Genomic DNA, 12,748 nt, shown 5'->3' with positions numbered 1-12,748 from the left:
GCCGGACCCGGACGGTCCGCTCCTGATCCGGCACCTGGCCCAGCAGGTCAGCCCCCGTGCTCGGCCACATAGGCGCGGGCGTCCTCCAGCGCCTCCGGGTGCAGGGCCTCGCCCGCCGCCAGCACGCGGGGGAGCAGGTCCCGCCGCGTGGTCCCCGCCCGGAACTGAAGGGCCACCGTCACCTCGTGGTCCGGCCGGTGCACGATCTCCACGGCGTCGCCGGCCCGTACCTCACCCGGCTCGATCACCCGCAGGTACGCACCCGGCGCCCCCTTCGCCGTGAACCGCTTCACCCACCGCTCCTCGCCCAGATGCCCCTGGAAGGTACGGCACGGAATCCGCCCGCACGTCACCTCCAGCACCACCTCGGACCCGATCCGCCAGCGCTCCCCGATCAGGGCGCCGGAGACATCGATGCCGAGGGTGGTGAGGTTCTCGCCGAAGGAGCCGTTCGGCAGCGTCCGCCCCAGCTCCTTCTCCCACTCGTCCAGGTCCTCGCGCGCCATCGCGTACACGGCCTGGTCGTCCCCGCCGTGATGGCGGGTGTGACAGACGTCGTCCCCGGCCAGACCGCTCGCCCCGACCCCCTTCGGACCCGGCGCGAACACCCGCACCGCCGCGTCCGTGGGCCGCTTGTCGATCCCGGTCACCCCCTCCGGATGGTCCGAGTACGGCACATGCGTCCGGCGGCCCAGGTTCACAGAGAGAAGCTTCATGACAGAAAGGTAGGCGAAGCCGGGTCAAAGCCTCGAACGATTATTCGGCACCTTTCCAAAGGCCCGCTTATCCTTGAGGAGTGATCGAGGCCCGACATCTCCGCGTGCTGCGCGCCGTCGCCACCACCGGATCCTTTTCCGCGGCGGGACGCGAACTCGGCTGCACCCAGCCCGCCGTCAGCCAGCAGATGAAGGCGTTGGAGGCGTCCGTCGGCACGCCCCTGCTCGTCCGCAGCGGACGCGAGATGCGGCTGACCCAGGCCGGCGAGGCCCTCGTCCGGCACGCCGCCGGCATCCTCGCCGGACTCACCGCGGCCGAGGAGGAGGTCGCCGCCATCGCGGGCCTGCGCGCCGGACGCGTACGCCTGGTCTCCTTCCCCAGCGGCAGCTCCACCCTCGTCCCGACCGCCCTCGCCGCCCTGCGCGCCGCCCACCCCGGCACCCGGGTCTCCCTGGAGGAGGCCGAGCCGCCGAAGTCCGTGGCCCTGCTCCGCGACGGCGACTGCGACCTCGCCCTCGCCTTCCGCTACGAGGGCGCGGCCCAGGAGGACGAGTGGGCCGACCTCGTCGTACGGCCCCTGCTCACCGACCGGCTGGTGGCACTGGTGCCGGAGCGGCACCGGCTGGCGCGGGCCGGGACCGTGTCCATAGGCGAACTCGCCGCCGAACCCTGGATCGCCGGATGCCCGCGCTGCCGCGGCCAGTTGATCGAAGTCTGCGAGGGCGCCGGCTTCACCCCGCGCATCGACTTCGCCACCGACGACTATCCGGCGGTGGTCGGACTCGTCGGCGCGGGCCTCGGCGTGGCGGTCCTGCCCCAGCTCGCGGTCGAGTCGGTACGGCCGCGCGGGGCCCGCACGGTGACGCTGGAACCCGCGGTGCGCCGGGAGATCGTCGCCCTCACCCTGCCCGACCTCGCCCAGGTGCCCGCGGTGACGGCCACGCTGGAACAGCTGGCCCGCGCCGCGGACCGGCAGACGCGGGGCGGGGAACCGGGCGCCACGTAATAAGGGCACGTCTGAACGTGCCCCGAGCGGAAAAACGTTCCTTCAGTTGTTCGAAACAGCCTGACTGTGTCCGGCCGACGCCGACGCCGTCACCAGTCGGTGACGCGCCCGCCCCATGAGTTCCTCGCGCTCGTCCTCGGTGAGCCCGCCCCACACGCCGTACGGCTCGCGCACCGCCAGCGCGTGTGCCGCGCACTGCGCGCGGACCGGGCACCTCATGCAGACCTCCTTGGCCGAGTTCTCACGAGCGCTCCGCGCCGCACCGCGCTCGCCCTCCGGATGGAAGAAGAGCGAGCTGTCGACCCCGCGGCAGGCAGCCAGCAGCTGCCAGTCCCACAGGTCAGCGTTCGGTCCGGGAAGGCGGGAGAAATCTGCCATTGCGTGACCCCTTGTAGCCGTTCTGGGCGGATACGGTGTCCACGACCGTACATCTACGATCTAAGGAGATGAAAATATGACTCATTGCGAATCTAGCCTCAGACACCAGCAAAAGGGAAGAAAAAGGGCTGAATGGGGCATGGGTTGTGATGAAAGGTTGAGGGTCCGCACGTCATGTCTCCACCGTGTCCGCCCCCTCACGTAGAGTGCCGAAGACGACGCATGGCCCCGTAACTCTTTCGAGTGACCGTCGTTGAGAGTGCGGAGGCGGTTGAAAGAACAAGCGCTCGGGCAGGCGTCCGAGACGGTCGACCGCTCAGGTGACGATTTCGTACCAGCCTGGAGGCTCAAGGTGACGTGCATCAGCTGCGGAGGACGGCCATGACTTCCGTCCTCGTCTGCGACGACTCCCCGCTTGCCCGAGAGGCGCTCCGCCGCGCGGTCGCGACCGTGCCCGGCGTCGAGCGCGTGACGACGGCTGCCAACGGCGAGGAAGTCCTCCGCCGCTGGGGCGCCGACCGTTCGGATCTGATTCTGATGGACGTACGCATGCCCGGACTGGGCGGCGTCGAGACGGTTCGGCGGTTGCTGTCCGCGGATCCCGGGGCGCGGATCATCATGCTGACCGTGGCGGAGGATCTGGACGGTGTCGCTCTCGCCGTCGCCGCCGGGGCGCGGGGGTATCTGCACAAGGACGCTTCGCGGGCGGAGCTTCGGGCGACCGTGACGCAGGCTCTGGCCGACCCTACGTGGCGGCTCGCGCCGCGGCGGTTGCGGTCTGCGGAGATGGGGGCGGCTCCTACGCTCACGGCTCGGGAGATCCAGGTGCTCGAGGGGATGAGCCATGGGCGGTCCAACGCGGAGATCGGGCGGGAGCTTTTCCTCTCCGAGGACACCGTGAAGACGCATGCTCGGCGGTTGTTCAAGAAGCTCGGGGCGTCCGATCGGGCGCATGCGGTTGCGCTGGGGTTCCGGTGGGGGCTGGTCCGCTGACGTTGCCCTCCGGGCGGCGGCGGTTTCATGGGTGCGGGTGCGTTGTGGTTTTGCGCAGTTCCCCGCGCCCCTGAAGGGGTCGTCGGCTTGGTGCGGGTGCGGTGTGGGTTTTCGCGCGGTTCCCCGCGCCCCTTGAGGGGTCGTTGGGTTGGTGCGGGTCGGTTGTGGGTTTTCGCGCAGTTCCCCGCGCCCCTTTAAGAGGTTGTTGGGTCTGTGCGGGTTCGTTGTGGCTGGTCGCGCAGTTCCCCGCGCCCCTTGGGGGGCTGGTCGTGTCGTTTCCCGCGCTCCTTGGGGGCTGGTCGTGCCGTTCCTTGTGTGCCTGTAGGGGGGCGGCGGCTCGCGCCCCTGCAGGGTGCGGGGTGGCTGGCGGTGCTTGTTTTGGTGGGGATGACGCATGCTTGAGATGTGGAGTCTTCCGGGGACAAGTCGGTCGAGCGGGAGGGGAGGGCGCAGGAGATGAGTTCCGGCGCACCTGCTCATAACGCTTCGGTGCACAACAACGCACGCGGTGCCACGGACCGCGACGACGCAGGGCACCATGGACCGATGCGCGACGACGAGGCGGCGACCGCCGCAGGGGCGATCGGTGCACTCGTCCACCGCGCCGTGGACGGGGACGAGCAGGCCACGCACGACCTGCTCGCCCATGTCCACCCCCTCGCGCTCCGCTACTGCCGCACCAGGCTCTCCCGGCTGCCCGGCGACGCCCGGCACTTCGTGGAGGACCTCGCGCAGGAGGTCTGCGTGGCCGTCCTGCTCGCCCTGCCCCGCTACAAGGACACCGGCCGCCCCTTCGAGGCGTTCGTCTTCGCCATCGCCGCCCACAAGGTCGCCGACCTCCAGCGGGCCGCGATGCGGCACCCCGGCTCCACCGCCGTGCCCTCCGACGAGATGCCCGAGCGCCCCGACGACTCCCTCGGCCCCGAGGAGCGCGCCCTGCTCAACAGCGACGCCGCCTGGGCCAAGAAACTCCTCGCCAACCTCCCCGAGAACCAGCGCGAGCTGCTGCTGCTGCGGATCGCCGTGGGCCTCACCGCGGAGGAGACGGGACAGATGTTGGGAATGTCACCCGGAGCCGTCCGGGTCGCCCAGCACCGGGCACTGAGCAGGCTGCGGGCGCTCGCCGAGCAGTGACCCGCCCCGGCCTGAACGGGCGCCGCCCCGACTCCGTACGAACATACGAGGCCGCGGAGTGCCCGGAACCGTGGAATTTGCCACCCCCGCTTCCCGTTAGCATGGACATCCGCACCGATCAAGGCCATTTGGGGAAGGTGTCATGACTGCCAACGTCGACGGAGTGCCCGCCAAATTCGCGACACTCGGGCTGACCTACGACGACGTGCTGCTGCTGCCGGGCGCGTCCGACATGGCGCCCGACGACATCGACACCGCCTCGTACGTCTCCAAGAACGTCCGGGTCAACATCCCGCTGCTGTCCGCCGCCATGGACAAGGTCACCGAGTCGCGCATGGCGATCGCGATGGCCCGCCAGGGCGGCGTCGGCGTACTGCACCGCAATCTCTCCATCGAGGACCAGGCCAACCAGGTCGACCTGGTCAAGCGCTCCGAGTCCGGCATGGTGGCCGACCCGATCACCGTCCACCCGGACGCCACGCTCGCCGAGGCCGACGCGCTCTGCGCCAAGTTCCGCATCAGCGGCGTGCCGGTCACCGACCCCGAGAAGAAGCTCCTCGGCATCGTCACCAACCGTGACATGGCCTTCGAGTCGGACCGCTCGCGCCGGGTCCGCGAGGTCATGACCCCGATGCCGCTGGTCACCGGCAAGGTGGGCATCTCCGGCGTCGAGGCCATGGAGCTGCTGCGCAAGCACAAGATCGAGAAGCTGCCGCTGGTCGACGACTCGGGCATCCTCAAGGGCCTGATCACGGTCAAGGACTTCGTGAAGGCGGAGAAGTACCCGAACGCCGCCAAGGACGGCGAGGGCCGCCTGCTGGTCGGCGCCGCCGTCGGCGTCGCCGGTGACTCCTTCGAGCGCGCCCAGGCCCTCATCGAGGCCGGCGTCGACTTCATCGTCGTGGACACCGCGCACGGCCACTCCCGGCTGGTCGGCGACATGGTCGCCAAGATCAAGTCGAACTCCGCCGGCGTGGACGTCATCGGCGGCAACATCGCCACCCGGGACGGCGCCCAGTCCCTGATCGACGCCGGCGTGGACGGCATCAAGGTCGGTGTCGGACCCGGCTCGATCTGTACCACCCGCGTCGTCGCCGGTATCGGCGTCCCGCAGGTCACCGCCATCTACGAGGCCTCGCTCGCCGCCAAGGAGGCCGGCATCCCGGTCATCGGCGACGGCGGCCTGCAGTACTCCGGCGACATCGCCAAGGCGCTCGTCGCGGGCGCCGACACGGTGATGCTCGGCTCGCTCCTCGCGGGTTGCGCCGAGTCCCCGGGCGAGCTGCTGTTCATCAACGGCAAGCAGTTCAAGTCGTACCGCGGCATGGGCTCGCTGGGCGCCATGCAGTCCCGCGGCGACCGCAAGTCCTTCTCCAAGGACCGCTACTTCCAGGAGGGCGTCGCCTCCGACGAGCAGCTGGTGCCCGAGGGCATCGAGGGCCAGGTCCCCTACCGCGGCCCGCTCTCCTCGGTCGTCCACCAGCTGGTCGGCGGCCTGCGCCAGTCGATGTTCTACGTCGGCGGCCGCACCGTCCCCGACCTCCAGGCCAACGGCCAGTTCGTCCGGATCACCTCGGCGGGTCTCAAGGAGAGCCACCCGCACGACATCCAGATGACGGTCGAAGCGCCGAACTACAGCCGCAACAAGTAGTCACCAGGCACCACAAGGCTCCAGCAGGGCGGCCCCGGGACCTCCGGGGCCGCCCTCGCCGTGCCCGTCGGCGATACTGGAAGACGCTGAAACGCATCAGGGAAAGGCCACAGACGTGACTGAGATCGAGATCGGGCGCGGCAAGCGCGGCCGCCGCGCGTACGCCTTCGACGACATCGCCGTCGTTCCGAGCCGCCGTACGCGGGACCCGAAGGAGGTCTCGATCGCCTGGCAGATCGACGCCTACCGCTTCGAGCTGCCGTTCCTCGCCGCTCCCATGGACTCGGTCGTCTCCCCGGCCACCGCGATCCGCATCGGTGAGCTCGGCGGCCTCGGCGTGCTGAACCTCGAAGGGCTGTGGACGCGCCACGAGGACCCGCAGCCGCTGCTCGACGAGATCGCCGGGCTGCCCACCGAGACCGCCACCCGCCGTCTCCAGGAGATCTACTCCGCCCCCATCAAGGAGGAGCTGATCGGCGCGCGCATCAAGGAGGTGCGCGACTCCGGCGTGGTCACGGCGGCCGCGCTCTCCCCGCAGCGCACCGCCCAGTTCTCCAAGGCGGTCGTCGACGCCGGCGTGGACATCTTCGTCATCCGCGGCACCACCGTCTCCGCGGAGCACGTCTCCTCCTCGCACGAGCCGCTCAACCTCAAGCAGTTCATCTACGAGCTGGACGTCCCCGTCATCGTCGGCGGCTGCGCCACCTACACCGCGGCCCTGCACCTGATGCGCTCCGGCGCGGCCGGCGTGCTGGTGGGCTTCGGCGGCGGCGCCGCGCACACCACCCGCAACGTGCTCGGCATCAGGGTCCCGATGGCGACCGCCGTCGCGGACGTGGCCGCAGCCCGCCGCGACTACATGGACGAGTCCGGCGGCCGGTACGTGCACGTCATCGCCGACGGCGGCGTGGGCTGGTCCGGCGACCTCCCCAAGGCGATCGCCTGCGGCGCCGACGCCGTGATGATGGGCTCCCCGCTGGCCCGTGCCACGGACGCGCCGGGCAAGGGCCACCACTGGGGCATGGAGGCGGTGAACGAGGAGCTGCCGCGCGGCAAGAAGGTCGACCTCGGCACCGTCGGCACCATCGAGGAGGTCCTCACGGGCCCGTCGCACACCCCCGACGGCTCCATGAACTTCTTCGGCGCGCTGCGCCGGGCCATGGCCACCACCGGGTACAGCGAGCTGAAGGAGTTCCAGCGCGTCGAGGTGACGGTCGCGGACTCGCAGCACCAGCGCTGACACACGGGAAGGGCCGGTCCTCCTCGAGGGGACCGGCCCTTTCGCATGGGCCTACGGCGTTCAGAGCCGGTGCGCCGCCCCCGTGGGCGTGGCGCCCCGGGTGTCCAGCAGGAGCTGGGCCTTCACCGACAGGGCCTGGAGGTCGTACGTGCGGTGCTGCTGGAGCAGGATCGTCAGGTCGGCGTCGGCCGCCGCCTCGTAGAGGGAGTCCACGCGGGGGAGCGGGCGGTCCAGGACGTTCCAGGACGGGACGTGCGGGTCGTGGTAGCTGACGGAGGCGCCGAGGCTCATCAGCCGGACGGCGATCTCCTCGGCCGGAGTGGACTGCTGGTCGGCGAGGTCGGGCTTGTACGTCACCCCGAGCAGCAGCACGCGGGCGCCCCGGGCCGACTTGCCGTGCTCGTTCAGCAGGGTCGCGGCGCGCTGGACGGCGTAACGGGGCATCTGGCTGTTGACCTGCTGGGCCAGTTCCACCATGCGCAGGGTGCGGCCGGTGGGGACGGGCAGTTCCTGGGGGACCGAGTGGCCGCCGACGCCCGGGCCGGGGCGGAACGCCTGGTAGCCGAAGGGCTTGGTCTCCGCGCAGCGGATGACGTCCCACAGGTCGACGCCCAACTCCTGGCAGAGGACGGCCATCTCGTTGACCAGGGCGATGTTGACGTGGCGGTAGTTGGTCTCCAGCAGCTGGACCGTCTCCGCCTCCCGGGGGCCCCGCGCGCGGACCACCTTGTCGGTGAGCCGCGAGTAGAACGCGGCCGCCGACTCCGTGCAGGCCGGGGTCAGACCGCCGATCACCCGGGGAGTGGTCGCCGGCACGAAGTCCCGGTTGCCGGGGTCCACCCGACTGGGCGAGTAGGCGAGGTGGAAGTCGCGGCCCGCGCGCAGGCCGGAGCCCTCTTCCAGGAGCGGGCGCAGGAAGTCCTCCGTGGTGCCCGGCGGGACCGCCGACTCCAGCACCACCGTGGTGTGCGGGCGCATGTGCCCGGCCAGGGTGCGGGCGGCCGTCTCCACCTGGGCGAGGTCCAGGCCGCCGTCCGCGCCGCGGGGCGTCGGCGCGCAGATGACCGCGGTGCGCACCCGGCCCAGTTCGGCCGGGCTGGTGGCGTGCCGGAAGCCCGCCGCGAGCATGCGGCGAAGCTCCGCCGGGCTGAGCGACCCGGGCTCCGGCCCGGTGCGGTACCCGAGGGTGGGGATGCCGGCCGCCACGGCCGTCTGTGCCAGCGGCAGGCCGAAGGGGCCGAGTCCGATGACGGCGAGATCTGCGGGCATGGCGTGGGCCGTCCTTCCCAGTAGCCGAAGCGGGACAGGTGCGCAAACGCTGGGGACAGAATGAGCGAGCGCAATGTCACACTAGGAGTAAATATGACCGAAATACGGGATTGATCCACTGTGTCTTTCCGGCAGGCGGGCGACCGCCGACGGACGGCGCGGTGAAGGTTGTCCACAGGCTGAGGGCGACTGGTGGCTGAAGTCGGGCAACCCGGTCAGAATTCTGGGCATGGGGGACTTGACCGGGCTTCGCCCCACGGGTGATGCCGGCGGGACCTACAGCGGGAGGCAGCGGTGAGGACAGCGACACTGGGGCCGGCGCAACGCGCCGAGTCACTCGCATCAATGGCCGAGCGTGAGCTGGACGTGCTGGTCGTGGGAGCCGGAGTGGTCGGCGCGGGCACCGCGCTGGACGCGGTGACCCGAGGACTGTCCACCGGGCTGGTCGAGGCGCGTGACTGGGCGTCGGGCACGTCGAGCAGATCCAGCAAGCTGATCCACGGCGGCCTGCGCTATCTGGAGATGCTCGACTTCGCCCTCGTCCGCGAGGCCCTCAAGGAACGCGGCCTGCTGCTGGAGCGGCTCGCCCCGCACCTGGTGAAGCCGGTGCCCTTCCTCTACCCCCTCCAGCACAACGGCTGGGAGCGCCTCTACGCCGGTGCCGGCGTCGCCCTCTACGACGCCATGTCGATGGCCCGCGGCCACGGCCGGGGCCTGCCCGTCCACCGCCACCTGAGCCGACGTCAGGCGCTCAGGATCGCGCCCGCGTTGAAGCGGGAGGCCCTGGTCGGGGCCATGCAGTACTACGACGCCCAGATGGACGACGCCCGCTACGTCGCCACCCTGGTGCGCACCGCCTACGCGTACGGCGCCCAGGTCGCCAACCGCGCCCGGGTCACCGGGTTCCTGCGCGAGGGCGAGCGGGTGGTCGGCGCCCGGGTGCAGGACGTCGAGGCCGGCGGGGAGTACGAGATCCGCGCCAAGCAGATCGTCAACGCCACCGGCGTGTGGACCGACGACACCCAGGCCATGGTCGGGGAGCGCGGACAGTTCCACGTCCGCGCCTCCAAGGGCATCCACCTGGTCGTGCCCAAGGACCGGATCCACTCCGCGACCGGCCTGATCCTGCGCACCGAGAAGTCCGTGCTCTTCGTCATCCCCTGGGGCCGGCACTGGATCATCGGCACCACGGACACCGACTGGGACCTCGACAAGGCCCATCCGGCCGCCTCCAGCGCGGACATCGACTACCTGCTGGAACACGTCAACTCCGTGCTCTCGGTGCCCCTCACCAGGGACGACGTGGAGGGCGTGTACGCCGGACTCAGGCCGCTGCTGGCCGGGGAGTCGGACGCCACCAGCAAGCTCTCGCGCGAGCACACCGTGGCCCATCCGGTGCCGGGGCTCGTCGTGGTCGCGGGCGGCAAGTACACGACGTACCGGGTCATGGCCAAGGACGCGGTGGACGCGGCCGTGCACGGGCTCGACCTGCGCGTCGCCGACTGCGTCACCGAGGACATCCCGCTGCTGGGCGCGGAGGGCTACCGCGCGCTGTGGAACGCCCGGGCCCGCATCGCCGCCCGGACCGGACTGCACGTGGTGCGCGTGGAACACCTCCTCAACCGGTACGGCTCGATGGCGGAGGAGGTCCTCGACCTCGTCGCCGCCGACCCCGGCCTCGGGGAGCCGCTGCGCGCCGCCGAGGACTACCTGCGCGCCGAGGTGGTCTACGCGGCCTCGCACGAGGGCGCGCGGCACCTGGACGACGTACTGACCCGCCGCACCCGTATCTCCATCGAGACCTTCGACCGCGGCACGCTCAGCGCGCGCGAGGCGGCGGAACTGATGGCGCCGGTGCTCGGCTGGGACAAGGACCACATCGAACGCGAGGTGCAGCACTACGAGAAGCGGGTCGAGGCGGAGCGCGAGTCCCAGCGCCAGCCGGACGACCTGACGGCGGACGCGGCACGGCTCGGGGCGCCGGACATCGTGCCGTTGTGAGGGCGGAGGACGGCCGCCGGGCGGCGCGGGGGAGTCGAACTCGGGTGTGAGCGGCCCGTGTTCGAGTCGGCACTCCGCGCCCTCGGCGGGGCGCGGAATGCTCCGTTTCACCGGAGCTGTCCCCGGGCCGCGGACCTCTCGCGCACCAGCGGCACCCTGGGCGTCGGGCACTTGTCGGGTGAGGGACAATGGAGGCTCTGTCAGGGCGGGTTGCATGAGGGGACGCATGTCGGAGGCGGAGCGGGCGGGGTCATCCCGTCAGGACAGCAGCGCACGTCTCCTCGCCGGGCGGTACCGGCTGGGAGACGTACTGGGCCGCGGCGGCATGGGCACCGTGTGGCGCGCCGAGGACGAGACCCTGGGCCGGACCGTCGCCGTGAAGGAGCTGCGCTTCCCGTCGAACATCGACGAGGAGGAGAAGCGCCGGCTCATCACCCGGACGCTGCGCGAGGCCAAGGCGATCGCCCGGATCCGCAACAACAGCGCGGTGACCGTCTTCGACGTGGTCGAGGAGGACGACCGGCCCTGGATCGTGATGGAGCTGGTCGAGGGCAAGTCGCTCGCCGAGGTCATCCGGGAGGACGGCCTGCTGGAGCCCAGGCGCGCCGCCGAGGTCGGGCTCGCCGTCCTCGACGTGCTGCGCCTGGCCCACCGCCAGGGCATCCTGCACCGCGACGTGAAGCCCTCCAACGTGCTCATCGCCGAGGACGGCCGGGTCGTGCTCACCGACTTCGGCATCGCCCAGGTCGAGGGCGACCCGTCCATCACCTCCACCGGCATGCTCGTCGGCGCGCCCTCCTACATCTCCCCGGAGCGGGCCCGCGGGCACAAGCCCGGACCGGCCGCCGACCTGTGGTCGCTCGGCGGTCTGCTGTACGCGTCCGTCGAGGGTGTGCCCCCGTACGACAAGGGCTCGGCCATCGCGACGCTCACCGCGGTGATGACCGAGCCGCTGGAGGAGCCCAAGAACGCCGGGCCGCTGCGGGACGTCATCCACGGGCTGCTCACCAAGGACCCGGCCCAGCGGCTCGACGACGCGGGCGCGCGGGTCATGCTCAACGACGTCATCCACGCGCCGGCGCCGAGGGCGGCGGAGCCGCTGGACGCGACGAAGGTCGTCCCGCTGCCGGCGCAGCCCGACGGGGGGTCGGGGAAGGGCCGTTCGCGGTCGGCGTCGGGTGCGGGTGCGGGCTCCGGCTCGGGTTCGGGGGAGGCCGGGGAGCGGTTGCGCGGGGCGCTGCGCTCCGTGCGCAAGGCCGCCGTCGCCGCGGGGACGGGGGCAGCGGCCGCTACCGCTCGCGCCAAGTCGGCCGCGGGGTCGGGCGGTTCCGCCGGTTCCGCTGGTTCCGCCGGTTCTGCCGGTTCTGCTTCCGGGACCGAGGCCGGTTCTGGTTCCGGTGCGGTCACGGCTTCTCCGTCCGGTGGGGCCTCCGGTGGCGCGTCCGGCGGGCCGTCGAGCGGGGCCGGTGACGCCAAGTCGGGCGGGCGCAGTTCGGGTTGGCCCGTGATGACTCCGCCGGATCTGCCGGACCTGCCGCCCAGGCAGGTGCGCAGGGCGCCGATCACCGACGTGGTGCCGCGGCGGACCCTGGTGATCATCGCCGCGGTCCTCGTCGCCGTACTCGGTGTGGTGCTCGCGCTCGTGTTCAACGGTGACGACTCCGAGGACGCGGCGAGCGGCGGGGCGAAGCCCTCGACCAAGGCCAGCGCCGGCGAGAACCCCAAGGCCGAGGAGAGCGGCGGCACGCGTCCGGACGGCGACGGGAAGGAGTCCGCCCCGGCCGGTTCCGGCGCCTCGGCCGACGCCGGCCCGAGCGCCGACGACGACGCGGACGACGACTCCTCCGACGGCTCGTCCAAGGACTCCTCCGACGACGACGCGGACAGCGGTTCGAACAGCGGCGCGGCCACCACCCACCAGGGCGGCCAGGGCTACTCCATCGGGCTGCCCAAGGGCTGGAAGTACGTCTCCTCCAGCACGGCGGGGGACCGGTTCACCGGGCCCGACGGGCAGAAGCTGCTCATCGGCTGGACCACCCAGCCCAAGGACGACCCGGTTGCCGACTGGGAGAACCAGGAGCGCGGCATGGTGCGCTCGCAGTACCAGCGGATCCGCATAGAGGCGGTGGACTACCGGGGCTGGAACACGGCCGACTGGGAGTTCACCTATGTCGATGGCGGCACCAAGTACCGCAGCATCGACCGCGGGTTCGTCGTCGACGACGATCTGGGATACGGCCTCATGTACACGGCCGAGGCGGCCAATTGGGGCAGTGACTCCCGTAAGGCCACATGGCGGACGCTCACCAGGTCCTTCGAGCCGAGGTCGTGATCAACCGGCTTCGGTGACTGGTCACGG

General features: G+C 71.3%; 10 protein-coding genes. 7 read left to right on the top strand and 3 right to left on the bottom strand.

Annotated features, from left to right (window positions below; genetic code table 11):
- Positions 1-47: 47 nt before the first annotated feature.
- Positions 48-716 carry an MOSC domain-containing protein gene (locus ABT296_RS25425; RefSeq protein WP_351930954.1) on the bottom strand — a complete coding sequence of 223 codons (669 nt, stop codon included), beginning with the start codon at positions 714-716 and terminating at the stop codon, positions 48-50.
- 80 nt (positions 717-796) lie between these two features.
- Here ABT296_RS25425 and ABT296_RS25420 point away from each other — a divergent pair, with 80 nt between their 5' ends.
- Positions 797-1,723: a LysR family transcriptional regulator gene (locus ABT296_RS25420; protein ID WP_351930953.1), complete on the top strand. Its 927-nt coding sequence runs from the start codon at positions 797-799 to the stop codon at positions 1,721-1,723.
- Between the two features lie 42 nt (positions 1,724-1,765).
- Here ABT296_RS25420 and ABT296_RS25415 read toward each other — a convergent pair whose 3' ends face one another.
- On the bottom strand, positions 1,766-2,101 hold the full coding sequence (locus ABT296_RS25415; RefSeq protein ID WP_351930952.1) for a WhiB family transcriptional regulator: 336 nt from the start codon (positions 2,099-2,101) through the stop codon (positions 1,766-1,768).
- Positions 2,102-2,482: 381 nt separating this feature from the next.
- Here ABT296_RS25415 and ABT296_RS25410 point away from each other — a divergent pair, with 381 nt between their 5' ends.
- The 4 genes from ABT296_RS25410 to ABT296_RS25395 all read left to right on the top strand — a co-directional run bounded on the left by ABT296_RS25410 (position 2,483) and on the right by ABT296_RS25395 (position 7,119).
- Positions 2,483-3,094, top strand: coding sequence for a response regulator transcription factor (locus ABT296_RS25410; protein WP_003948568.1), 612 nt, complete (start codon positions 2,483-2,485; stop codon positions 3,092-3,094).
- 546 nt (positions 3,095-3,640) lie between these two features.
- Positions 3,641-4,228: a sigma-70 family RNA polymerase sigma factor gene (locus ABT296_RS25405; protein ID WP_351930951.1), complete on the top strand. Its 588-nt coding sequence runs from the start codon at positions 3,641-3,643 to the stop codon at positions 4,226-4,228.
- Positions 4,229-4,370: 142 nt separating this feature from the next.
- Positions 4,371-5,879, top strand: coding sequence for an IMP dehydrogenase (guaB, locus tag ABT296_RS25400; protein ID WP_351930950.1), 1,509 nt, complete (start codon positions 4,371-4,373; stop codon positions 5,877-5,879).
- Between the two features lie 115 nt (positions 5,880-5,994).
- Entirely contained in the window at positions 5,995-7,119 is a 1,125-nt protein-coding gene (locus ABT296_RS25395) for a GuaB3 family IMP dehydrogenase-related protein (RefSeq protein ID WP_351930949.1), read from the top strand.
- Between the two features lie 60 nt (positions 7,120-7,179).
- Here ABT296_RS25395 and ABT296_RS25390 read toward each other — a convergent pair whose 3' ends face one another.
- A complete protein-coding gene (locus ABT296_RS25390; RefSeq protein ID WP_351930948.1) occupies positions 7,180-8,388 on the bottom strand; it encodes a nucleotide sugar dehydrogenase in 1,209 nt (402 codons plus the stop codon).
- Between the two features lie 294 nt (positions 8,389-8,682).
- On the opposite strand from ABT296_RS25390, the gene ABT296_RS25385 reads away from it, so the two are divergent.
- Together ABT296_RS25385 and ABT296_RS25380 are read left to right on the top strand one after the other, a co-directional pair.
- A complete protein-coding gene (locus ABT296_RS25385) occupies positions 8,683-10,389 on the top strand; it encodes a glycerol-3-phosphate dehydrogenase/oxidase (protein ID WP_351930947.1) in 1,707 nt (568 codons plus the stop codon).
- 226 nt (positions 10,390-10,615) lie between these two features.
- Positions 10,616-12,721 (top strand): serine/threonine-protein kinase, encoded by a 2,106-nt coding sequence (locus ABT296_RS25380; RefSeq protein WP_351931007.1) that lies wholly within the window; start codon positions 10,616-10,618, stop codon positions 12,719-12,721.
- Positions 12,722-12,748 lie beyond the last annotated feature (27 nt).

Source organism: Streptomyces sp. NPDC000983 (assembly GCF_040299205.1).
In the GTDB taxonomy this organism is placed as follows: Bacteria; Actinomycetota; Actinomycetes; order Streptomycetales; family Streptomycetaceae; genus Streptomyces.
Note: the sequence above shows the minus strand (reverse complement) of the source record. Positions and strands in the feature narration are given on the sequence as shown.

Coding starts and splice junctions, on each gene's coding strand:
- ABT296_RS25425 (WP_351930954.1), bottom strand. CDS start 716: ATGAAGCTTCTCTCTGTGAACCTGGGCCGCCGGACGCATGTGCCGTAC.
- ABT296_RS25415 (WP_351930952.1), bottom strand. CDS start 2,101: ATGGCAGATTTCTCCCGCCTTCCCGGACCGAACGCTGACCTGTGGGAC.
- ABT296_RS25410 (WP_003948568.1), top strand. CDS start 2,483: ATGACTTCCGTCCTCGTCTGCGACGACTCCCCGCTTGCCCGAGAGGCG.
- ABT296_RS25405 (WP_351930951.1), top strand. CDS start 3,641: ATGCGCGACGACGAGGCGGCGACCGCCGCAGGGGCGATCGGTGCACTC.
- guaB (WP_351930950.1), top strand. CDS start 4,371: ATGACTGCCAACGTCGACGGAGTGCCCGCCAAATTCGCGACACTCGGG.
- ABT296_RS25390 (WP_351930948.1), bottom strand. CDS start 8,388: ATGCCCGCAGATCTCGCCGTCATCGGACTCGGCCCCTTCGGCCTGCCG.
- ABT296_RS25380 (WP_351931007.1), top strand. CDS start 10,616: ATGTCGGAGGCGGAGCGGGCGGGGTCATCCCGTCAGGACAGCAGCGCA.